Consider the following 21,528-nt stretch of genomic DNA (forward strand, 5'->3'; position numbering starts at 1 on the left):
CTGCGTGCAATCCACTCCCAACCTGGACACCGAAAAGCCTTGATACGTCTGCTGAAGTTCTTCTGGTGGTCTTCCGTCGCAGTCATCTGCGCGCTCGTACTCGGTGTGAGCGGTGCGTTTCTGTATCTTAGCCCCAACCTGCCCTCGGTCGAGTCGCTCAGAAGCATCCAGTTGCAGATCCCCCTCAGGGTGTACAGCAGCGACGGCAAGCTGATTGCCGAGTTCGGCGAAATGCGTCGCTCACCGATCCGCTTCGAGGAAATTCCCCCACAATTCATCCAGGCGCTTCTGTCGGCCGAGGACGACAACTTCCTCAATCACTACGGTGTCGACCCCAGCAGCCTGATGCGCGCCGCGACCCAGTTGGTGAAAACCGGCCATATCCAGACCGGCGGCAGTACCATCACCATGCAGGTGGCGAAGAACTTCTTCCTCACCAGCGAGCGCAGCTTCTCGCGCAAGACCAACGAAATCCTGCTGGCCCTGCAGATCGAGCGTGAGCTGACCAAGGACGAGATCCTCGAGCTGTACGTGAACAAGATCTACCTGGGCAACCGCGCCTACGGTATCGATGCCGCCGCGCAGGTGTACTACGGCAAGTCGATCCGCGACGTGAGCCTGGCGCAGATGGCGATGATCGCCGGCCTGCCCAAGGCACCATCGCGCTTCAACCCGCTGGCCAACCCCGTACGCGCCAAAGAGCGCCGCGACTGGATCCTCGGCCGCATGTACAAGCTGGGCAAGATCGACGAAGCCAGTTACCAGGCGGCCCTGGCCGAGCCGCTCAACGCCAGCTACCACGTGCCCACGCCCGAGGTGAATGCACCTTACATCGCCGAAATGGCCCGCGCCGAAATGGTCGGCCGCTACGGCAGCGACGCCTACACCGAAGGTTTCCGCGTCACTACCACGGTACCCAGCGACATGCAGGAAATGGCCAACAAGGCCATCCTCAACGGCCTCTCCGACTACGATGAGCGCCACGGCTACCGCGGCCCCGAAGCACGCTTCCCGGGCCGCACCCAGGCAGCCTGGCTGCAGGAACTGGGCAAGCAGCGCAGCCTTGGCGGCCTGGAGCCGGCCATCGTCACCCAGGTCGAAAAAACCGGCCTCAAGGTCCTGACCCGCAGCGGCCAGGAAGAGCAGGTGGCCTGGGACACCATGAAATGGGCGCGCCCGTTCATCAACAGCAACTCCCAGGGCCGTGCGCCGCAGTCACCGGCAGATGTGGCTCAGGTTGGCGACCTGGTGCGCGTGCAGCGCCTCGAGGATGGCAAGTTCAAGTTCAGCCAGGTACCTGGCGCGCAGAGTGCGCTGGTCACCCTCGACCCTTACAACGGCGCCATCCGCGCCCTGGTCGGCGGTTTCTCGTTCGAGCAGAGCAACTACAACCGCGCCATGCAGGCCAAGCGTCAGCCGGGCTCGAGCTTCAAGCCGTTCATCTACAGCGCCGCACTGGACAGTGGCTACACCGCATCCAGCCTGGTCAACGATGCACCAATCGTGTTCGTCGACGAGTACCTGGACAAAGTCTGGCGACCGAAGAACGACACCAATACCTTCCTTGGTCCGATCCGCATGCGCGAAGCGCTGTACAAGTCGCGCAACCTGGTGTCGATCCGCCTGCTGCAGGCCATGGGCGTAGACCGCACCATCGACTACATCGCCAAGTTCGGCTTCAACAAGCAGGACCTGCCACGCAACCTGTCGCTGGCACTGGGCACCGCCACCCTGACCCCTATGGAAATCGCCACAGGCTGGAGTACTTTTGCCAACGGCGGGTACAAGATCACCCCGTACCTGATCGAACGCATCGAAAGCCGCAGCGGCGAGACGCTGTTCACCGCCAACCCGGCTCGGGTACCGCAAGGTACCGAGGACCAGGCGGGTGTGGCCGCGCCCGAACAGCCGATCAGCACAACCGCCATGCCTGGCGAGGCACCCGCTGCCTTCAGCCAGGTGGCTTCTGCACCGCAGGCGCCGGCCGTGGCCGAGCGGATCATCGACGGTCGCACCACCTACATCCTCACCAGCATGCTGCAGGACGTGATCAAGCGCGGCACCGGCCGCCGGGCGCTGGCCCTGGGCCGCACCGACCTGGCAGGCAAGACCGGTACCACCAACGAGTCCAAGGACGCCTGGTTCTCTGGCTACAATGCCGATTACGTGACCACCGTGTGGGTCGGCTTCGACCAGCCCGAAACCCTTGGGCGCCGCGAATACGGCGGCACGGCGGCACTGCCTATCTGGATGAGTTTCATGGGCGCGGCACTCAAGGACAAGCCTGAGCATGCGCCGGCGGAGCCGGAAGGCATCCTCAGCCTGCGCGTCGACCCGGTCAGCGGCCGTGCCGCTTCGCCGAGCACGCCGAATGCCTACTTCGAGCTGTTCAAGGCCGAGGACTCGCCGCCGTCGGTGGACGAACTGGGCACTGGCGCGGCGCCAGGCAGCCCGTTGCCGGCGGATGAAGCGGCGCCGATGGATCTGTTCTGACCAGATGTAAAGCCGGGGGGCGCTTTGCGCCCCTATCGCGACACAAGGCCGCTCCCACAGGAAACGCCTAGCCCTTGTGGGAGCGGCCTTGTGTCGCGATGGGCTGCAAAGCAGCCCCAGAATCCGACAGGCAGCCAAAAATAGCAGCATGGCGCACCGCCAAACAAAAAAGCCCCGGCTCATACGAGCCGGGGCTTTTTTGTGTCGCCAGGCAGCAATCAGCCTTTGAACACGTCATCCACGCTGGTCAGCGGGTAGTGCTTCGGATACGGCAGAGTTGCCACGCCGGATTCGATGGCGGCCTTGGCCACAGCGTCGGAAACGACGGTGATCAGGCGTGCGTCCAACGGCTTCGGAATGATGTACTCACGACCAAATTCCAGAGCCTGTACGCCGTAGGCGTCGCACACTTCCTTCGGCACTGGCAGTTTGGCCAGATCTTTCAGGGCGATGGCGGCGGCGATTTTCATTTCTTCGTTGATGCGCTTGGCGCGAACGTCCAGGGCACCACGGAAGATGAACGGGAAGCCCAGTACGTTGTTGACCTGGTTCGGGTAGTCGGAACGACCGGTAGCCATGATCACGTCGCTGCGAGTGGTGTGCGCCAGCTCTGGCGAGATTTCCGGGTCCGGGTTCGAGCAGGCGAACACGATCGGGTTGGCAGCCATCGACTTCAGGCCTTCGGCGCTCAGCAGGTTCGGGCCGGACAGGCCTACGAACACGTCGGCACCGTCGAGGGCGTCAGCCAGGGTGCGCTTGTCGGTGGCGTGGGCGAACTGCGCCTTGTACTGGTTCAGGTCATCACGGCCAGCGTGGATCACGCCGCTGCGGTCGATCATGTAGATGTTTTCGACCTTGGCACCCATGCTTACCAGCAGCTTCATGCAGGAGATGGCGGCAGCGCCGGCACCCAGGCAGACGATCTTGGCGTCTTCCAGCTTCTTGCCGGCGATTTCCAGGGCGTTGATCATGCCGGCCGCGGTCACGATGGCGGTACCGTGCTGGTCATCGTGGAATACCGGGATGTCGCACTGTTCGATCAGGGTGCGCTCGATTTCAAAGCACTCAGGCGCCTTGATGTCTTCGAGGTTGATGCCACCGAAGGTGATCGAGATGCGGCGAACGGTGTCGATGAACGCCTGCGGGCTTTCCGACTCCACTTCGATGTCGAACACGTCGATACCGGCGAAACGCTTGAACAGAACACCCTTGCCTTCCATGACCGGCTTGGAAGCCAGTGGGCCGAGGTCACCCAGACCGAGGATGGCGGTGCCATCGGAAATCACCGCAACCAGGTTGCCTTTGCCGGTGTATTTGTAAGCCAGCTCTGGATCACGGCCGATTTCACGCACGGGCTCAGCAACACCTGGGCTGTAGGCCAGGGCGAGGTCACGGGCGGTGGCTGTGGGCTTGGAGAGTTCGACGCTCAGTTTCCCCGGACGAGGTTGAGCGTGATATTCGAGAGCGGCGGTTTTCAGGTCTGACATGGTGGGCATTCCGCTATTTACTGTTCTGACGGACCGCCGAGGATACGCAAAGAGCCGGGGAGCCACAAGACTGGTCGGTCACTTGTGTCAAGGCCTTTAGCCTACGACTTTACGCTATAACCCACGGGGCATACGCCTAACAGTGTGTACAATCCAATAGCGAAATGTCTACATCTTTTAGCCTGAAATGCGCTCCAACATGCTCGGATCGGTCAACGGCAACAGCCAGCGTCGCTGCCCGGGCTTGAGGCCGCCCTTGCGGGAACGATCCAGCACCCAGCCACGCGCCTCGACTTGGCGTCCCTTGAGGTTATCGAAGAAGCTGGCGGGGAAGTTGCGTTGTAGACGAGCGGGAACCTGCAGCACCACCGCACCGTCCAGGTTCAGCCAGACCCCGCCACGGTTGCGCTCCACGCCTTCGATGCGGCCCGCAATGACCGCGAAACCCGACTGCCGGACATCCCCGGCACGCACCACCGGCGAACGACGCCACAGCCCGGAGCCAGCCTTGCGCGCAGCCTGCTCGGCAAGCTGCTGGCAAGCGCTGAGGCGCACATGGGGCAACCGCGACGCGATAGCCCAAGCCCTCGCTGAGCAGCTGTGCTTCGATATTGTCGCCATTGCGGCCGTAGATATGCGCCAGCGTGCGGCCGTATTTGTCCTTGGACTCGACGCCCGGCTCCAGCCCGACACGCCCATCGCTGGCCTTGACCAAGGCCTGCAAACGCTGCCTGGCAGCCTCGGCATAGGGCTCGCTGGAGCGCCCGTTACGGCCGATTTCCGGGGCATTGATGCCGATCAATCGCACGCTGCGGCCATCGACCAGGCGCAAGGTATCGCCATCGACCACCTGGCGCACCGCCACCTGCTGAGGGCTGCCTGGTAGCGGGCAGAACGCCAGGGCCGGGAAATGCCAGATGACACCCATAAAAAAGGCGCCCACAAGGGGCGCCTTTTTTTGCAGCAATGCGAAACCCGAGGGGTTCGCCATGCGCATGATTACTTCTTGGTACCGAACATACCGAAGCGATCGGCGAACTTCTGTACGCGACCACCGGTGTCCAGGACTTTCTGCTTACCGGTGTAGAACGGGTGGCACAGGTTGCAAACGTCGATCGCCAGGGTGCTGCCCAGGGTCGAACGGGTTTCAAACTTGTTGCCGCAGCTGCAGGTGACTGCAACTACTTCGTAGTTCGGATGAATATCTGCTTTCATGGTCACTTCCTCGAGCTGCGTGCCGCCACCCAACACCAATTGTTGAATACCGCACGTAATTAGGCGGCGAATAATACCAGAGCATCACGCCAACGCAAGTTGTCGCTTGCACCGACCGTCGTCTGCTAGGCTCGCCAGTCTTTGAAACGCCCTCCGAGACTTTCCGCGTGTCCGACGTCATCCTGCGCCTTGCCCTGCCCTCCCCGCTGCGTCGCCTGTTCGACTACAAGGCACCGGCAAGCATGGCGCGCCAGGCCTTGACTCCGGGCATGCGCATTCGCGTGCCGTTCGGCCGCCGCGAAATGATCGGGGTGCTGGTGGAGGTGTGCGAGCAAAGCGAAGTGCCCGCCGACAAGCTCAAGCCGGCCAGCGCCCTGCTCGACCCGGTATCACCGATCCCGCCGTCGCTGTTCAAGTTGTGCTTGTGGACCGCCCAGTACTACCAGCACAGTCTGGGGGACACGCTGAGCTGGGCCTTGCCGACCCTGCTGCGCCAGGGCGAACCTGCCGAGATGCGCCAGGAGCGCTTCTGGCACGTCGCCCCCGGCGCCCGCCTGGAAGACCCGCGCATCGCCCGCGCTCCGCGCCAGCGCGATGCCCTCAAGACCCTGGCCCAGCACCCGCATGGCGTGGCCCACAGCCTGCTGGCCAAGCTCAATCTGAACAAGGACAGCCTGGACCTGCTGCTGGCCAAGGACCTGGTGCAGATCGAGGTCCGCCGCCATCTGCCGGCACTGCGCCACGAACACTGGCTGGCACAGCCGGAACTACCGCTCAACGAAGAGCAACGCGATGCCTTCGACGCCGTGCGCGAAGGCTTTGGCGGCTTTGGCGCCTTCCTGCTGGCCGGTGTCACCGGCAGCGGCAAGACCGAGGTGTACCTGCAACTGATCCGCGAAACACTGGAAGCCGGCAAGCAGGCCCTGGTACTGATCCCGGAGATCAACCTCGGCCCGCAGACCCTGGCCCGCTTCGAGCAGCGCTTCAACGCCCGCATCGCCCTGCTGCATTCGGCGGTGAACGACCGCGAACGCCTGGATGCCTGGCTGGCAGCCCGGGACGGCGAGGCCGACATCATCATCGGCACCCGCTCGGCACTGTTCACGCCGATGAAGAACCCCGGCCTGATCATCATCGACGAGGAGCACGACGGCTCCTATAAACAGCAGGAAGGCCTGCGCTACCACGCCCGCGACCTGGCACTGGTACGCGCCCACCAGGAAAACGTCCCGATCCTGCTCGGTTCCGCCACGCCATCGCTGGAAACCCTGCACAACGCCCTGACCGGTCGCTACCGCCTGCTGCGCATGAACCAGCGCGCCGGCGGTGCCCGCCCGCCACGCATGCTGCGCCTGGATGTGAAGAGCCTGCCGCTGGACAGCGGTATCAGCGGCCCACTGCAGCAGGCCATCCGCCAAACCCTGGAGGCAGGCCAGCAAGTGCTGGTATTCCTCAATCGCCGCGGTTTCGCCCCGACCTTGCTGTGCCATGATTGCGGCTGGCTGTCCGAATGCCCACGCTGCGATGCACGCATGACCGTGCACCAGCGCTCCGGCGTGCTGCGCTGCCACCATTGCGGCTATGACGAGCGCCTGCCGCAGCAGTGTCCGCAGTGTAACCACGTTGACCTGCGCCCGGTCGGCGCCGGCACCGAGCGCGCCGAGGAGCGCCTGAAAGTGTTGTTCCCGGATTACCCGATCCTGCGTGTGGACCGGGACAGCACCGCGCGCAAGGACGCCATGCACAACCTGTTCAGCACCATCCAGCGCGGCCAGCCGAGCATCCTTGTCGGCACCCAGATGCTCGCCAAGGGCCACCACTTCCCGCGGGTGACCCTGGTGGCCATCCTCGATGCCGATGGCGGGCTGTTCTCCGGCGACTTCCGTGCCAGCGAACGCATGGCACAGTTGATCGTGCAGGTCGCCGGGCGGGCCGGGCGGGCCGAAGAGCCCGGCAAGGTCATCATCCAGACCCACCTGGCCGACCATCCACTGCTGGTGCAGCTTACCGAGCAGGGCTACTTCGCCTTCGCCGAGCAGGCCCTGGACGAACGCCGCGCCGCCGGGCTGCCGCCTTACTCGCACCTGGCGCTGCTGCGCGCCGAAGCGCACAAGCCCGGGCAAGCCGAAGGTTTCCTCGACGAGGCCTGCGCCGCCGCCGAGCGCCTGGTGGCCGAACAGCGCCTGCCCGGCATCGAGCTGCTGGGGCCGGTGCCAGCACCGATGGAGCGCCGCGCCGGGCGCTTCCGCGCACAACTGTTGATACAGGCCAATACGCGGGCGCCTTTGCATCGACTGATCAGCGCCTGGTTGCTAGTGTTGGAGCAGATGCCGAGCGGGCGCCAGGTGCGGTGGTCGCTGGATGTCGACCCGGTAGATCTTTATTGATCCTGCGGGCTGCTTTGCAGCCCCAAAGGTTGGCAACCCGCCCCCAGCCACGGATAATGCCCAGTTTTTCCACCTGCGCATCCAAGCGCTCCACCGCGCTTGCGGTCGAAAAGAGATCCCCATGAAAGACACCATTCGCCAGCTGATCCAGCAAGCCCTCACCCAACTCGTCACCGACGGTGTGCTGCCTGAAGGGCTGTCGCCGGCGATCCAGGTGGAAAACGCCCGGGACAAGACCCACGGCGACTTCGCCAGCAACATCGCCATGATGCTGGCCAAGCCGGCCGGCATGAAACCGCGCGACCTGGCCGAGAAACTGATCAATGCCCTGCCGACCAGCGCCGACATCAGCAAGGTCGAAATCGCCGGCCCCGGCTTCCTCAACTTCTTCCAGAACACCGACGCCCTGGCCAACCGCCTGGATGCCGCACTGGCCGACGCCCACCTGGGCGCGCGCAAGGCCGGCCCTGCGCAAAAGGTTGTGATCGACATGTCGGCACCCAACCTGGCCAAGGAAATGCACGTCGGCCACCTGCGTTCGACCATCATCGGTGACAGCGTGGCGCGCGTGCTGGAGTTCCTCGGCGATGACGTGATCCGCCAGAACCACGTGGGCGACTGGGGCACCCAGTTCGGCATGCTGCTGGCCTACCTGGAAGAAAACCCGATCACCAGCGACGAGCTGTCGGACCTGGAAAACTTCTACCGCGCCGCCAAAAAGCGCTTCGACGAATCCGAAGAGTTCGCCACCCGTGCCCGTGGCCTGGTGGTCAAGCTGCAGGCCGGCGACCCGGACTGCATGGCCCTGTGGACGCGCTTCAAGGACATCTCGCTGTCGCACTGCCAGAAGACCTACGAGCTGCTCAACGTCAAGCTGACCATGGCCGACGTGATGGGTGAAAGCGCCTACAACGACGACCTGGCCAACGTGGTCGCCGACCTCAAGGCCAAGGGGCTGCTGGTCGAAGACCAGGGCGCCCAGTGCGTGTTCCTCGACGAATTCAAGAACAGCGAAGGCGAGCCACTGCCGGTGATCGTGCAGAAGGCCGACGGCGGCTACCTGTACGCCACCACCGACCTGGCCGCCGTGCGCTACCGCAGCAACGTGCTCAAGGCGGACCGCGCCCTGTACTTCGTCGACCAGCGCCAGGCCCTGCACTTCAACCAGGTGTTCGAAGTTGCACGCCGCGCAGGCTTCGTCGGCCACCCGATGCAGATGGAGCACATGGGCTTCGGCACCATGAACGGTGCCGATGGCCGCCCGTTCAAGACCCGTGACGGCGGTACCGTGAAGCTGATCGACCTGCTCACCGAGGCCAAGGAGCGCGCCTACGCGCTGGTCAAGGAAAAGAACCCGAGCCTGGCCGACGAAGAACTGCGCCACATCGGTGAAGTGGTTGGCATCGGCGCTGTGAAGTACGCCGACCTGTCCAAGCACCGCACCAGCGACTACAGCTTCAACTTCGAGCTGATGCTCAACTTCGAAGGCAACACCGCGCCTTACCTGCTGTACGCCTACACCCGCGTGGCCGGCGTATTCCGCAAACTGGGCAAAGGCTTCGATGAAGTCGATGGCAACATTGTGCTGCAGGCTGCCCACGAGCAGGACCTGGCCGCGCGCCTGGCGCAGTTTGGCGAAATCCTCAACAACGTCGCCGACAAGGGCACGCCGCACGTGCTGTGCAGCTACCTGTACGACCTGGCCGGCCTGTTCTCCAGCTTCTACGAGAACTGCCCGATTCTTGCCGCCGAAACCCCGCAGCAGCAGCAGAGCCGCCTGCGCCTGGCGGCCCTGACCGGCCGCACCCTCAAGCAAGGTCTGGAACTGCTCGGCCTGGAAACCCTGGAGCGCATGTAAGTTGGCTGCCAAGAAAAAACCTGCACCCAAACGCGGCGCCAGCCGCCAGACGGCGCCGGCCAAGCAGCCGATTCCCGGTTGGGTATGGCTGGCGGTCGGCCTGACCGTAGGCGCGTTCATCGTGTTCCTGATGAAGCTCGAGCCTGGTGGCGAAGACATCAAGCGCACCAAGCCGGAGCAGCAGAAAGCGGACAAAGTGGCCGAAGCCGGCAAGTCGGCGCAGCCCACTCCGCAGCAGCCTGTGAAGCCGAAGTACGACTTCTACACGCTGCTGCCGGAGTCCGAGGTGATCGTGCCGCCGGAGGCCGTACCAGAGAAGACACCACCCGTCCCGGCCCAGCCGGTGACCCCGGTGACGCCAGCCGAAGCGGCAAAGATCGACACGGCGCGAGCCCAGGCAGCATTGATGGGCCAGACACCGCCACCGGCACCGCCAGTCATCAAGCCGGCGGCGACCACCCAGTTCTTCCTGCAGGCCGGCTCGTTCCGCAAGCAGGCCGATGCTGACAAGGTGCGCGCGCAGATCATCCTGCTGGGGCAGTCGGTAAAGGTAGAGTCGGGCACGGTCAAGGACGAAACCTGGTACCGCGTGCTAGTGGGCCCGTTCAGCAACCGCGAGCAGCTGACCGGGGCGCAGAAGCAACTGGCCGGGGCAGGTTTCAGCAACCTGCTGCTGCAACAGCGGCAGACCCGTCAGTAACCTGGAATTCGGGGGCGCTTTGCGCCCCCTGTGTCCTCAACCCCGCCCCGCATTCCGCTCGGAAACCTGGCTGTTCAGCGTCCAGAAGTCATACAGCACCCCCACCAGAAACAGCCCGCCGGTAAAGAAGTAGATGATCGCGGTGATCCACTTGCCCTGATACAGCCGGTGCAGACCAAACACCCCGAGGAAGGTCAGCAGGATCCAGGCGATGTTGTAGTCAATGCGCCCGGACTGGAACCGGAGGTCAGCTTCACGGTCCATGGACGGGATCAGGAACAGGTCAATCAACCAGCCGATGCCCAGCAGGCCCAGGGTGAAGAACCAGATGGTGCCGGTTACGGGCTTGCCGTAATAGAAACGATGCGACCCGGTAAAGCCGAAAATCCATAGCAGGTAGCCAATGGTCTTGCTGTGGGTGTCGTGAAACGGCGCCCCCTGTTGATAACTGTTCATTCATAGCCCCCGTGGGTTATCCGAAAATTTTCTAAGAAAAAATGTGACTTTCTTGCCGCAGGCCGACGTACGGCACCTGGACAATCGACCAACGGATCAAAGATTGATCAAAAAGCTGTTATAAAGTTGCGCGCCCAACACATAACTATTCATAAGAGCTTCATCTATGCCGCCTTTACTCAAGACATGGCTGACCCTCTGCCTATTATTGCCCCTGGCCGCCCACGCCACCAATCGTGAGCAACGTCTTCCCAATGGTTTCACCGGCTACACCACCAATGCCTCGGTAAAACATGCACCGGTCAAGCAGACCGCAATGCGCACCCGTCCAAGCAATGCCGCCAACAGCCGCGGCGTGCCCGGTGTGCCGGTCGCTGCAATGTCGCCGAAGCAGAGCAGCGATGTGCTCAGCCGTGCGGTGAATGTGCTCGGCACCCCTTATGTCTGGGGCGGCAGCAGCCCGAAGAAAGGCTTCGACTGCAGCGGGCTGGTCAAATACGCCTTCAACGACGTCGCCGACGTCGACCTGCCGCGCACCTCCAATGCCATGGCCCAGGGCCACGGCATCAAGGTGTCCAAGGGTGACCTGAAGCCAGGCGACCTGATCTTCTTCAACATCAAGAGCCGTCGGGTGAACCACGTTGCCATCTACCTGGGCAACGACCGCTTCATCCATGCTCCACGCCGTGGCAAGCGGGTAAGCATCGACACCCTGAGCAAGCCTTACTGGCAGAAGCATTACGTGGTGGCCAAGCGAGTGCTGCCGAAAGAACAGCAGCAACTGAGCCTGGCCAAGCGCTGATCTGATCGGCGCTCTCCTGTCCGGGCCTCTTCGCGGGTAAACCCGCTCCCACAGGTACACCACAGCATTCGAAGGCTGTGTTATCCATGTGGGAGCGGGTTTACCCGCGAAAGGGCCAGCACAGGCACTATAGATCGCTGATCAGCCCCCTCTCCTTCAACCCCCGCATCGCCCCCTCCATCGTCCGCATCCCGTCCGCACCACCCGCCTGCATCACCGAACATAACTGCGCCATCCGCCCTTCCCGAACCAGGTTACGCACCGCTGGCGTCACCACCAGCACTTCCCGCGCAGCAACCCGCCCTCCGCCCGCGCGCCTGACCAGCACCTGCGCCACCACCAGGCGCAACGACTCGGCCAGCATCGCCCGCACCAACGGCTTCTCTTCGGCAGCGAACACCTCCACCAACCGGTCAACACTGCTCACCGCCGAACGGGTATGCACGGTCGCCAGTACCAGGTGCCCGGTCTCAGCCGCGCGCAAAGCCAGGCGAATGGTTTCCAGGTCGCGAAGCTCACCGATCATGATCACATCCGGGTCCTGGCGCAGGGCACTGCGCAGCCCCTGGGCGAACCCACCACAATGGCGGCCGATCTCACGCTGGTTGACCAGGCTGCGCTGGCTACTGTGGATAACTTCGACAGGGTCTTCGAGGGTGATGATATGCAGAGCCCGATCGCGGTTCAGTTGGTCAAGCAGTGTCGCCAAGGTGCTGGACTTGCCGCTGCCGGTCGGCCCACCCACGAGGATCAAGCCATCGCTACACTGCGCAACAGCTTGAAACACATCGCCCAGGTCGAGTTCATCGAGCGTGGCGATATGCCCCGGGATCAGGCGAAAGGTGGCCGCAGGGCCGTGCAACTGGCGAAACAGATTCAGCCGAAAGCGCCCTAGCGCCGGCAATTCCAGCGCCAGGTCCAGCTCATCACCCTGGGCCCACTGTCGGCGCTGGTCTTCATCCAGCATGGGTGCCATGCCCTCGATCAAGGCGACCGGGCCCAAGGTCGGCAGGGCCATGCGCTGCAGCTCGCCATCCAGGCGCAACATCGGTAACTGGCCCGCCGCCAGGTGCAGGTCGGAAGCCCCCGCATCCACGGCCCGGGCCAACAGGTCGGTCACATCCATGAGACTCCCCAAAGGCCTTCAAGTAGGTAGAATGCCGCAAACCCTCCAGCCGCCGGCATCAGTCCATGTCCACCCTAGCAGACAACCTTTCCGCTATTTCCGCCCGTATCGCCAGCGCTGCCCAGGCTGCCGGGCGTGATCCGGCCAGCGTCCAGTTGCTGGCCGTGAGCAAGACCAAGCCAGCCAGCGCCATCCGCGAAATCCACGCCGCCGGCGTATGCGATTTCGGGGAAAACTACCTACAGGAAGCGCTGACAAAGCAGCAGGCACTCAGCGACCTGCCCTTGATCTGGCACTTCATCGGCCCCATCCAGTCGAACAAGACCAAAGCCATCGCCGAGCATTTCGACTGGGTACATTCCGTGGACCGCCTGAAAATCGCCCAACGCCTCTCGGAGCAGCGCCCGGCCGGTCTGCCACCACTGAACATCTGCCTGCAGGTGAACGTCAGCGGCGAAGACAGCAAATCCGGCTGCACCCCTGCCGACCTGCCGGCCCTGGCCAAAGCGGTAGCCGCACTGCCCAACCTGCGCCTGCGCGGGCTGATGGCCATTCCCGAACCCACTGATGACCGCGCCGCCCAGGAAGCCGCCTTCGCCACCCTGCGCCAGTTGCAGGAAGGCCTTGGCCTTGGTCTGGACACCCTGTCCATGGGCATGAGCCACGATCTGGAAGCGGCCATTGCACAGGGTGCGACCTGGGTGCGTATCGGTACCGCCCTGTTCGGTGCCCGCGATTACGGGCAGCCCTGATTCCATGCTTTACTCACTCTTTCCTACAAGGACCTGACATGAGCAAGACTCGTATTGCCTTTATCGGCGCCGGCAACATGGCCGCCAGCCTGATCGGTGGTCTGCGTGCCCAGGGCCTGGACGCCTCGCAGATCCGCGCCAGCGACCCGGGCGCCGAGACCCGCAGCCGCATCCAGGCCGAGCACGGCATCGAAACCTTCGAGAACAACGCCCAGGCCATCGATGGCGCCGACGTCATCGTGCTGGCGGTCAAGCCGCAGGTCATGAAAGCCGTATGCCAGGCCCTGCAACCGAACCTGCAGGAAGGCCAGCTGCTCGTTTCCATTGCCGCCGGCATCACCTGCGCCAGCCTGCAAAGCTGGGTCGGCGCTCGCCCTGTGGTGCGCTGCATGCCCAACACCCCGGCACTGCTGCGCCAGGGCGTCAGCGGCCTGTACGCCACCGCGGAAGTATCCAGCGAACAACGCCAGCAGGCCGAGCAACTGCTGTCGGCCGTGGGCACCGCCCTGTGGCTCGAGCAGGAGCAGCAACTGGACGCCGTGACGGCAGTCTCCGGCAGCGGCCCGGCGTACTTCTTCCTGCTGATCGAAGCCATGACCGCGGCAGGCGAAAAGCTTGGCCTGCCACGTGAAACCGCCTCCCAGCTGACCCTGCAGACAGCCTTGGGCGCCGCACGCATGGCGGTTGCCAGCGATGTCGATGCTGCCGAACTGCGCCGCCGAGTCACCTCGCCTGCAGGCACTACCGAAGCGGCGATCAAGTCGTTCCAGGCCAGCGGCTTCGAAGCCATTGTCGAACATGCGCTGCAGGCTGCGGCTACACGTTCCGCCGAGCTGGCCGAACAACTGGGCAAATAAGGAGCTTCAGATGAATGCACTGTCCGGCGCCGCGATCTTCGTGGTGCAAACCCTGGTCAGCCTGTACCTGGTGATCGTCCTGCTGCGCTTCGTCCTGCAGTTGGTCAAGGCCAACTTCTACAACCCGCTGTGCCAGTTCGCCGTGCGCGCCACACAGCCGCTGCTCAAGCCGATTCGCCGAGTCATCCCCAGCGTTGGTGGGCTGGATACCTCGTCGCTGCTGTTGTCGGTGGTTATCCAGGCGCTGCTGATGGCTTTCGTGCTGATGGTCACCTACGGCACCTTCGGTGACATCCTGCACCTGCTGATGTGGGCCATCATCGGTATCACCTCGCTGTTCCTGAAGATTTTCTGGGTCGCGATGATCGTCATGGTGATCGTGTCCTGGGTTGCTCCCAACAGCCACAACCCGGCGGCTGAGCTGGCCTACCAGATCAGTGAACCGGTGCTGGCACCGTTCCGCCGCATCGTGCCCAACCTGGGCGGCATGGACATCTCGCCGATCTTCGCCTTCCTCGCGATCCAGGTAATCCAGTCGTTCGTCATGCCGCCGCTGGCCGCCTACGCCGGCATGCCACAAGAGCTGTGGCGGATGATCTGAGCCCCACCTGACTCTGGTTGCTTCCAGCGACAAGCCTCTGCTTGCCGCTGGGGGTAGCGCTCTTTAGACTTACGCCTCCGTCAAGCGTGAGCAGGGTCGATGTCCACTGTCTTTCCCGAAGATTCCGTCGGTCTGGTAGTACCGCAAACCGCCCGGTTCGATGAACCGCTGGCCCTGGCCTGCGGCCGCTCCCTGGCCAGTTACGAACTGGTCTACGAGACCTATGGCACCCTGAACGCCAGCGCGAGCAACGCCGTGCTGATCTGCCATGCCCTCTCCGGCCACCACCATGCCGCTGGCTACCATGCCGCCACCGACCGCAAGCCGGGCTGGTGGGATAGCTGTATCGGCCCTGGCAAGCCGATCGACACCAACCGCTTCTTCGTGGTCAGCCTGAACAACCTGGGCGGCTGCAACGGCAGCACCGGCCCCAGCAGCATCAACCCGGCAACCGGCAAGCCCTACGGCGCTGACTTCCCGGTGCTGACCGTGGAAGACTGGGTGCACAGCCAGGTGCGCCTGGCCGAGCGCCTGGGCATCCAGCAGTGGGCCGCCGTGGTCGGTGGCAGCCTGGGTGGCATGCAGGCGCTGCAGTGGACCATCAGCTACCCCGAGCGTGTGCGCCATTGCGTCGACATCGCCTCGGCGCCCAAGCTGTCGGCACAGAACATCGCTTTCAATGAAGTGGCACGCCAGGCCATCCTCACCGACCCCGAATTCCACGGCGGTTCGTTCCAGGACCAGGGCGTGATCCCCAAGCGTGGCCTGATGCTGGCGCGCATGGTCGGCCACATCACCTACCTGTCGGATGACTCGATGGGTGAAAAATTCGGCCGCGAGCTGAAGAGCGACAAGCTCAACTACGACTTCCACAGCGTCGAATTCCAGGTCGAGAGCTACCTGCGCTACCAGGGCGAGGAGTTTTCCGGGCGCTTCGACGCCAACACCTACCTGCTGATGACCAAGGCGCTGGACTACTTCGACCCCGCCGCCGCCCAAGGCGGCGACCTGGCAGCCACCCTGGCCCACGTCAAGGCGGATTACTGCATCATGTCGTTCACCACCGACTGGCGCTTCTCCCCGGCCCGTTCGCGCGAGATCGTCGACGCCCTGATGGCCGCACGCAAGAATGTCTGCTACCTGGAGATCGACTCGCCTTACGGGCACGATGCCTTCCTGATCCCCACGCCTCGCTACATGCAGGGTTTCTCGAATTACATGAACCGCATTGCCATCTGAGGACAGCATGAGAGCCGATCTGGAAATCATCCACGACTGGATCCCCGCCGGCAGCCGGGTACTCGACCTGGGCTGCGGCAGCGGCGAACTGCTGGCCTCGCTGCGCGACCGCAAGCAGGTCTCCGGCTATGGCCTGGAGATCGACGCCGACAACATCGCCGCCTGTGTGGCCAAGGGCGTCAACGTCATCGAACAGGACCTGGACAAGGGCCTGGGCAACTTCGCCAGCAACAGTTTCGACGTGGTGATCATGACCCAGGCCCTGCAGGCCGTGGAGTACCCCGACCGCATCCTCGACGAGATGCTGCGTGTGGGCCGCCAGTGCATCATCACCTTCCCCAACTTCGGCCACTGGCGTTGCCGCTGGTACCTGGCGACCAAAGGCCGCATGCCGGTTTCGGACTTCATGCCGTACACCTGGTACAACACGCCAAACATCCACTTCTGCACCTTTGCCGACTTCGAAGAGCTGTGCCACGAGCGCCGCGCCAAGGTGCTTGACCGCCTGGCAGTCGACCACTTGCACCGCAACGGGTGGGGTGGCCGGCTTTGGCCTAATCTTCTAGGTGAGATCGGCATCTACCGTGTCAGCAGCCCGGGCCTGCAAGAACATCAGCTCGCGGTCTGACGCCCACCGGAGGAATCACCCCATGCGTCGCCTAGCCCTGTTCCTGATCAGCCTGTGCCTGGCCCTGCCGGTACTGGCTGCCGATGCTGCCCGTCCCGAGCGCAAGGAAGTGTTTGGCGACGTGACGGTGCACTACAGCGCGTTCACCTCGAGCATGCTGACGCCGGAGGTGGCCGCAGCCACCGGCCTGGTACGCAGCAAGAACCAGGGCGTACTCAACATTGCCGTGCTCAAGGCCAACAAGCCCGCCATGGCGGTGGTCAGCGGCACGGTCAAGGACCTGACCGGGCGCAGCAGCCCGCTGTCGTTCAAGCAGATCACCGAACAGGGCGCGGTGTACTACATTGCCCAGTTCAAGATCGACCAGCCAGAAACCGTCACCTTCGACCTGAATATCGAAACCGGCGGCATCAGCAACTCCCTCAGCTTCAATCAGGACGTTTTCCCAGGCGAATGATGAATTTCCAGCAACTCGTATTGGCCAGCCACAACGCCGGCAAACTCAAGGAACTCCAGGCCATGCTCGGCGCGTCCGTGCAACTGCGCTCGATCGGTGAGTTCAGCCAGGTCGAGCCGGAAGAAACCGGCCTGTCGTTCGTCGAGAACGCCATCCTCAAGGCGCGCAACGCCGCACGCATTTCCGGCCTGCCGGCCCTGGCCGACGACTCGGGCCTGGCGGTGGACTTCCTCGGCGGCGCGCCGGGCATCTACTCGGCGCGCTATGCCGACGGCAAAGGTGACGCTGCGAACAATGCCAAGCTGCTCGAAGCACTGAAAGACGTGCCTGAAGCCGAGCGCGGCGCACAGTTCGTCTGCGTCCTGGCACTGGTGCGCCATGCCGACGACCCGCTGCCGATCCTGTGCGAAGGCCTATGGCACGGGCGCATCATGTTCGAGGCCAGTGGCGAACACGGCTTTGGCTACGACCCGCTGTTCTGGGTACCGGAGCGCAGCTGCTCCAGCGCCGACCTGGCCCCTGTGGACAAGAACCAGCTCAGCCACCGCGCCCGCGCCATGGCCCTGCTGCGCCAACGTCTGGGCCTGGCATGATCGAAACGCTGTCCAACCCCGGCGCGGCGGGCTTCACCAGCCTGCCGCCGCTGGCGCTGTACATCCACATCCCGTGGTGCGTACGCAAATGCCCTTACTGCGACTTCAACTCCCACGCTGCCGGGCCTGAACTGCCGGAAGACGCCTACGTCGCCGCCCTGCTGACCGACCTCGACCAGGAGCTGGCTGCCGTGCAAGGCCGGCCGATCAGCTCGATCTTCTTCGGCGGCGGTACTCCCAGCCTGTTCAGTGCCGACGCCCTTGGCCGGCTGCTGCGTGGCGTGGAACAACGTATCCCGTTTGCGCCGGACATCGAAATTACCCTGGAGGCCAACCCGGGCACGTTCGAGCAGGACAAGTTCAAGGCCTACCGGCAAACCGGTATCAATCGTCTGTCCATCGGTGTGCAGAGCTTCCAGCCAGCCAAACTGCAGGCGCTGGGGCGTATCCACAATGGCGATGAAGCGGTCCGCGCCGCCGGCATGGCACGCGCCGCCGGCTTCGACAACTTCAACATGGACCTGATGCACGGCCTGCCCGACCAGTCGCTCGACGACGCGCTGGGCGACCTGCGCCAGGCCATCGACCTGGGGCCGACGCACCTGTCGTGGTACCAGCTGACCGTGGAGCCGAACACGGTGTTCTGGAACCAGCCACCCGAGCTGCCCGAGGACGACATCCTCTGGGATATCCAAGAGGCCGGCCAGGCACTGATGGCCGAACACGGCTTCCGCCAGTACGAAGTCTCGGCCTATGCCCAAGCGGGGCGCGCTGCCCGGCACAACCTCAACTACTGGCGCTTTGGCGACTTCATCGGCATCGGCGCTGGTGCCCACGGCAAGCTGACCTTCGCCGATGGGCGCATCCTGCGCACCTGGAAGACCCGCCTGCCCAAGGACTACCTGAACCTGGCCAAGCCGTTCAAGGCCGGCGAAAAGCTGCTGCCAGTCGACGAGCTACCGTTCGAGTTCCTGATGAACGCCCTGCGCCTGACCGATGGAGTGGAAGCCGAACTGTTCACCCAACGCACCGGTTTGCCGCTGGCACAACTGCGCGAGGCACGCCGCGCGGCCGAACAAAAGGGCCTTTTGCAGGTCGAACCGGATCGGCTGGTGGCCACGCCGAGGGGCCAGTTGTTCCTCAATGACCTGCTGCAGTATTTCTTGACCTAAGGATGACCCATGGATCTGGTACTTGATCTGCTCGCGACGGTTTCTCGCTGGAGCCGCAGCAACCTGTCGGAGATTTCACTGGCCTTGGTAGGCTGCCTGCTGGTGCTGTTCGGCACCGATATCAAGGGCTGGGTCGAACAACGCCTGGGCGGCCTGGCGGGCGCCCTGCGCGTACCGTTCATGGCCTTGTTGGTGATGATCGGCAGCGGTGCGGCGCTGATCTATGCCACGCCTTGGGTGGTGAAAGGGCTGAGCCAGTTCAACAACTACGCGCTGGCGCCGGTGCTGCTGGTGGTACTGGTGCTGATCGGGGTGGTGGCGGATCGACGGGGCTGAGCCACGGCCTTGCACTGAACCTTGCAGGAGCGGCCTTGAGTCGCGATGGGCCGCAAAGCGGCCCCAGCAATTGCTGCCTCACCGCTGACATCCTGGGGCCGCTACGCGGCCCATCGCGACACAAGGCCGCTCCTACAATGACCGCGTAATCTGGCGAGTACAGAGATGGGTTGTAAAAGCTGCCCCGGAGAACCAGGGCAGCCCTACCACCTGACTAGCCCTTACTGGGCATCATCGAAGTGATCGCGCATGAAGTCCCGAACGGTCTTGAGCACAGTCAAGATCCGGATGAACGTCCAAACGCGGCTCAGCGCATCAAGCAAACGCTTCATATGCCTTGGCCTCCGTGTTGGCGGGCCAATCTTCCAGCATCTAACCGGTACTTCGATGCCTTCAAAAACTGTGTGAGAGTCTTCTGTGAAGTGGCCAGGTCAATGGCCCTTCGAGAGGTGCACCGGCACGGTTCTCAGGCCGTGTCGAAGGGGCCGGAAAGCAGAATTCTTCTCCTACCCGGCCCATCACTGATTTCATCCACACAGGAGCAGCGCGATGATACTTGGAATGCTCACCCAAGACTGTTAACCGCTCCGACACACGTGATGCCGGATATTTCTGAGCATTGACGTTCCCCCGCTACGCTGCCTATGATCAGCCAACTGTGTGAGGGTTTTCTGTGAAACCTCAGAGCGAAGGATACTCAGTCCTGTTGCTCACATAAAAAACCGCCCTTTCAAAGGCGGTTTTTTTTCGCCTGCATTTCTGCAGGCATCGGCAAATCGAAAGGCCGTATCAGCCGGTCAATCCACCTTCTCGAACTTCAAATCCCAAACCCCATGCCCCAGCCGCTCGCCGCGGCGCTCGAACTTGGTGATCGGGCGTTCTTCCGGCCGTGGCACGTAAGTACCGTCGGCCGCACGGTTGCGATAGCCCGGGGCAGCGCTCATCACTTCCAGCATGTACTCCGCATACGGTTCCCAGTCGGTGGCCATGTGGAACACGCCACCGGGCTTGAGCTTGCGCCGTACCAGTTCGGCGAACTCCAGCTGGACGATGCGGCGCTTGTGGTGGCGCGCCTTGTGCCATGGGTCGGGGAAGAACAGCATCAGGCGGTCGAGGCTGTTGTCCGCCACGCAGCGGTTCAGCACTTCGATGGCATCGCAGTCATATACCCGCAGGTTCTTCAGGCCCTGGGTCAGCACGCCGTTGAGCAGCGCACCAACACCCGGGCGGTGTACTTCCACACCGATGAAGTCCTGTTCAGGCGCGGCAGCAGCCATTTCCAGCAGGGAATGGCCCATGCCGAAGCCGATCTCCAGGGTGCGCGGCGCCGAGCGGCCGAACACCTGGTCGTAGTCCACCGGGCTGTCGGCCAGCGGCAGGATGTACAGCGGGCCGCCCTGCTCCAGGCCACGTTGCTGGCCTTCGGTCATGCGCCCGGCGCGCATCACGAAACTCTTGATGCGGCGGTGCGGGCGGGCTTCGCCGTCGGGGGTGATCGGCGTATCGTGCGATTCAGTCATCAGGGGCTCTTACTTGATCAGACCATCCAGCGGCGAAGAGGCGCTGGCATAGAGTTTCTTCGGCATACGGCCGGCCAGGTAGGCCATGCGACCGGCGACGATGGCGTGCTTCATGGCCTCGGCCATCAGCACCGGCTGCTGGGCGTGGGCGATGGCCGAGTTCATCAGCACAGCTTCGCAGCCCATTTCCATGGCGATGGTGGCGTCGGACGCAGTACCCACACCAGCATCCACCAGCACTGGCACCTTGGACTCTTCCAGGATGATCTGCAGGTTGTAGGGGTTGCAGATACCCAGGCCGGTACCGATCAGGCCAGCCAGCGGCATGACCGCAATGCAGCCGACTTCGGCCAACTGGCGGGCGATGATCGGATCATCGCTGGTGTAGACCATCACATCGAAACCGTCTTTGACCAACACTTCGGCGGCCTTGAGGGTTTCGATCACATTGGGGAACAGGGTTTTCTGGTCGGCCAGTACTTCCAGCTTGACCAGATTGTGGCCATCCAGCAATTCGCGGGCCAGGCGGCAGGTGCGCACGGCTTCGACCGCGTCGTAGCAGCCAGCAGTGTTCGGCAGGATGGTATAGCGGTCCGGTGGCAGCACATCGAGCAGGTTCGGCTCGCCCGGGTTCTGGCCAATGTTGGTGCGGCGCACGGCTACGGTGACGATCTCGGCACCCGAGGCTTCGATGGCCAGGCGGGTTTCTTCCATGTCACGGTACTTGCCGGTACCGACCAGCAGGCGCGACTGGAAAGTACGCCCGGCCAGGGTGAAGGGCTTGTCGCTACGAACGTTGCTCATGGTTGTTCCTCGGGAAAAGGTTGCTGGGCTTGCAGGTGAATCGCC

Annotated in this window: 20 protein-coding genes and 1 pseudogene; 14 read left to right on the top strand and 7 right to left on the bottom strand. The window is 63.4% G+C overall.

The annotated features are described in order from the left end of the window. The first annotated feature begins 39 nt into the window (after positions 1–39). On the top strand, positions 40–2,493 hold the full coding sequence (locus tag E5221_RS26390; protein ID WP_039612528.1) for a penicillin-binding protein 1A: 2,454 nt from the start codon (positions 40–42) through the stop codon (positions 2,491–2,493). 218 nt (positions 2,494–2,711) lie between these two features. Here E5221_RS26390 and E5221_RS26395 read toward each other — a convergent pair whose 3' ends face one another. The 3 genes and pseudogenes from E5221_RS26395 to rpmE all read right to left on the bottom strand — a co-directional run bounded on the left by E5221_RS26395 (position 2,712) and on the right by rpmE (position 5,195). Then, complete coding sequence (locus tag E5221_RS26395; RefSeq protein WP_247846677.1) at positions 2,712–3,980, bottom strand: malic enzyme-like NAD(P)-binding protein; 1,269 nt, start codon at positions 3,978–3,980, stop codon at positions 2,712–2,714. A 177-nt stretch (positions 3,981–4,157) separates the two neighbouring features. After that, positions 4,158–4,977: pseudogene (locus tag E5221_RS26400) on the bottom strand (thermonuclease family protein). Between the two features lie 2 nt (positions 4,978–4,979). Further along, complete coding sequence (gene rpmE, locus E5221_RS26405; RefSeq protein WP_003257833.1) at positions 4,980–5,195, bottom strand: 50S ribosomal protein L31; 216 nt, start codon at positions 5,193–5,195, stop codon at positions 4,980–4,982. A 167-nt stretch (positions 5,196–5,362) separates the two neighbouring features. Here rpmE and E5221_RS26410 point away from each other — a divergent pair, with 167 nt between their 5' ends. From E5221_RS26410 to E5221_RS26420, 3 genes are all read left to right on the top strand, one after another. Beyond that, on the top strand, positions 5,363–7,582 hold the full coding sequence (locus E5221_RS26410; protein WP_039612529.1) for a primosomal protein N': 2,220 nt from the start codon (positions 5,363–5,365) through the stop codon (positions 7,580–7,582). A 121-nt stretch (positions 7,583–7,703) separates the two neighbouring features. Next, positions 7,704–9,440, top strand: coding sequence for an arginine--tRNA ligase (gene argS / locus E5221_RS26415; RefSeq protein ID WP_061550320.1), 1,737 nt, complete (start codon positions 7,704–7,706; stop codon positions 9,438–9,440). 1 nt (position 9,441) lies between these two features. Next, positions 9,442–10,140: an SPOR domain-containing protein gene (locus tag E5221_RS26420; RefSeq protein WP_003257831.1), complete on the top strand. Its 699-nt coding sequence runs from the start codon at positions 9,442–9,444 to the stop codon at positions 10,138–10,140. A gap of 36 nt (positions 10,141–10,176) precedes the next feature. Here the strand turns inward: E5221_RS26420 and E5221_RS26425 are convergent, their stop codons facing one another. Beyond that, the gene (locus E5221_RS26425; protein WP_013974614.1) at positions 10,177–10,596 is read right to left on the bottom strand and encodes a TM2 domain-containing protein; all 420 of its coding nucleotides are present in this window, start codon (positions 10,594–10,596) and stop codon (positions 10,177–10,179) included. Between the two features lie 166 nt (positions 10,597–10,762). On the opposite strand from E5221_RS26425, the gene E5221_RS26430 reads away from it, so the two are divergent. Continuing rightward, positions 10,763–11,398, top strand: a complete 636-nt coding sequence (locus E5221_RS26430; protein WP_061550319.1) for a C40 family peptidase — start codon at positions 10,763–10,765, stop codon at positions 11,396–11,398. Between the two features lie 127 nt (positions 11,399–11,525). Here E5221_RS26430 and E5221_RS26435 read toward each other — a convergent pair whose 3' ends face one another. Then, the gene (locus E5221_RS26435; protein ID WP_061550318.1) at positions 11,526–12,524 is read right to left on the bottom strand and encodes a PilT/PilU family type 4a pilus ATPase; all 999 of its coding nucleotides are present in this window, start codon (positions 12,522–12,524) and stop codon (positions 11,526–11,528) included. Positions 12,525–12,589: 65 nt separating this feature from the next. On the opposite strand from E5221_RS26435, the gene E5221_RS26440 reads away from it, so the two are divergent. The 9 genes from E5221_RS26440 to E5221_RS26480 all read left to right on the top strand — a co-directional run bounded on the left by E5221_RS26440 (position 12,590) and on the right by E5221_RS26480 (position 19,159). Then, positions 12,590–13,276 carry a YggS family pyridoxal phosphate-dependent enzyme gene (locus E5221_RS26440; RefSeq protein WP_061550317.1) on the top strand — a complete coding sequence of 229 codons (687 nt, stop codon included), beginning with the start codon at positions 12,590–12,592 and terminating at the stop codon, positions 13,274–13,276. A gap of 38 nt (positions 13,277–13,314) precedes the next feature. Further along, entirely contained in the window at positions 13,315–14,133 is an 819-nt protein-coding gene (proC, locus tag E5221_RS26445; RefSeq protein WP_061550316.1) for a pyrroline-5-carboxylate reductase, read from the top strand. A gap of 10 nt (positions 14,134–14,143) precedes the next feature. After that, complete coding sequence (locus E5221_RS26450) at positions 14,144–14,734, top strand: YggT family protein (RefSeq protein WP_013974619.1); 591 nt, start codon at positions 14,144–14,146, stop codon at positions 14,732–14,734. Between the two features lie 99 nt (positions 14,735–14,833). Further along, positions 14,834–15,973 (top strand): homoserine O-acetyltransferase, encoded by a 1,140-nt coding sequence (locus E5221_RS26455; RefSeq protein ID WP_013974620.1) that lies wholly within the window; start codon positions 14,834–14,836, stop codon positions 15,971–15,973. 7 nt (positions 15,974–15,980) lie between these two features. After that, a complete protein-coding gene (metW, locus tag E5221_RS26460; RefSeq protein WP_039612534.1) occupies positions 15,981–16,601 on the top strand; it encodes a methionine biosynthesis protein MetW in 621 nt (206 codons plus the stop codon). Positions 16,602–16,623: 22 nt separating this feature from the next. Continuing rightward, positions 16,624–17,058, top strand: coding sequence for a DUF4426 domain-containing protein (locus E5221_RS26465; protein ID WP_003257823.1), 435 nt, complete (start codon positions 16,624–16,626; stop codon positions 17,056–17,058). Then, on the top strand, positions 17,055–17,651 hold the full coding sequence (gene rdgB, locus E5221_RS26470) for an RdgB/HAM1 family non-canonical purine NTP pyrophosphatase (RefSeq protein ID WP_003257822.1): 597 nt from the start codon (positions 17,055–17,057) through the stop codon (positions 17,649–17,651). The genes E5221_RS26465 and rdgB overlap by 4 nt, the downstream gene beginning before the upstream one ends. Continuing rightward, positions 17,648–18,823 (top strand): radical SAM family heme chaperone HemW, encoded by a 1,176-nt coding sequence (hemW, locus tag E5221_RS26475; RefSeq protein ID WP_085587715.1) that lies wholly within the window; start codon positions 17,648–17,650, stop codon positions 18,821–18,823. Before rdgB ends, hemW begins: the two co-directional genes overlap by 4 nt. Positions 18,824–18,832: 9 nt before the next feature. After that, positions 18,833–19,159 carry a DUF3392 domain-containing protein gene (locus E5221_RS26480; protein WP_003257821.1) on the top strand — a complete coding sequence of 109 codons (327 nt, stop codon included), beginning with the start codon at positions 18,833–18,835 and terminating at the stop codon, positions 19,157–19,159. A 797-nt stretch (positions 19,160–19,956) separates the two neighbouring features. Here E5221_RS26480 and trmB read toward each other — a convergent pair. Together trmB and E5221_RS26490 are read right to left on the bottom strand one after the other, a co-directional pair. Further along, entirely contained in the window at positions 19,957–20,679 is a 723-nt protein-coding gene (trmB, locus tag E5221_RS26485) for a tRNA (guanosine(46)-N7)-methyltransferase TrmB (protein ID WP_013974624.1), read from the bottom strand. A gap of 9 nt (positions 20,680–20,688) precedes the next feature. Then, a complete protein-coding gene (locus tag E5221_RS26490; RefSeq protein WP_015272152.1) occupies positions 20,689–21,483 on the bottom strand; it encodes a thiazole synthase in 795 nt (264 codons plus the stop codon). Positions 21,484–21,528: the final 45 nt, after the last annotated feature.

Source organism: Pseudomonas sp. A2, from assembly GCF_023100865.1.
Classification (GTDB): Bacteria; Pseudomonadota; Gammaproteobacteria; order Pseudomonadales; family Pseudomonadaceae; genus Aquipseudomonas; species Aquipseudomonas asiatica.

Bases quoted from the DNA above. Each gene is read 5' to 3' on its own strand.
- E5221_RS26465 (WP_003257823.1), top strand. From the start codon at position 16,624: ATGCGTCGCCTAGCCCTGTTCCTGATCAGCCTGTGCCTGGCCCTGCCG.
- E5221_RS26480 (WP_003257821.1), top strand. From the start codon at position 18,833: ATGGATCTGGTACTTGATCTGCTCGCGACGGTTTCTCGCTGGAGCCGC.
- E5221_RS26490 (WP_015272152.1), bottom strand. From the start codon at position 21,483: ATGAGCAACGTTCGTAGCGACAAGCCCTTCACCCTGGCCGGGCGTACT.
- E5221_RS26455 (WP_013974620.1), top strand. From the start codon at position 14,834: ATGTCCACTGTCTTTCCCGAAGATTCCGTCGGTCTGGTAGTACCGCAA.
- metW (WP_039612534.1), top strand. From the start codon at position 15,981: ATGAGAGCCGATCTGGAAATCATCCACGACTGGATCCCCGCCGGCAGC.
- trmB (WP_013974624.1), bottom strand. From the start codon at position 20,679: ATGACTGAATCGCACGATACGCCGATCACCCCCGACGGCGAAGCCCGC.
- E5221_RS26440 (WP_061550317.1), top strand. From the start codon at position 12,590: ATGTCCACCCTAGCAGACAACCTTTCCGCTATTTCCGCCCGTATCGCC.
- proC (WP_061550316.1), top strand. From the start codon at position 13,315: ATGAGCAAGACTCGTATTGCCTTTATCGGCGCCGGCAACATGGCCGCC.
- E5221_RS26450 (WP_013974619.1), top strand. From the start codon at position 14,144: ATGAATGCACTGTCCGGCGCCGCGATCTTCGTGGTGCAAACCCTGGTC.
- E5221_RS26430 (WP_061550319.1), top strand. From the start codon at position 10,763: ATGCCGCCTTTACTCAAGACATGGCTGACCCTCTGCCTATTATTGCCC.
- argS (WP_061550320.1), top strand. From the start codon at position 7,704: ATGAAAGACACCATTCGCCAGCTGATCCAGCAAGCCCTCACCCAACTC.
- hemW (WP_085587715.1), top strand. From the start codon at position 17,648: ATGATCGAAACGCTGTCCAACCCCGGCGCGGCGGGCTTCACCAGCCTG.
- rdgB (WP_003257822.1), top strand. From the start codon at position 17,055: ATGATGAATTTCCAGCAACTCGTATTGGCCAGCCACAACGCCGGCAAA.
- E5221_RS26435 (WP_061550318.1), bottom strand. From the start codon at position 12,524: ATGGATGTGACCGACCTGTTGGCCCGGGCCGTGGATGCGGGGGCTTCC.
- E5221_RS26425 (WP_013974614.1), bottom strand. From the start codon at position 10,596: ATGAACAGTTATCAACAGGGGGCGCCGTTTCACGACACCCACAGCAAG.
- rpmE (WP_003257833.1), bottom strand. From the start codon at position 5,195: ATGAAAGCAGATATTCATCCGAACTACGAAGTAGTTGCAGTCACCTGC.
- E5221_RS26395 (WP_247846677.1), bottom strand. From the start codon at position 3,980: ATGTCAGACCTGAAAACCGCCGCTCTCGAATATCACGCTCAACCTCGT.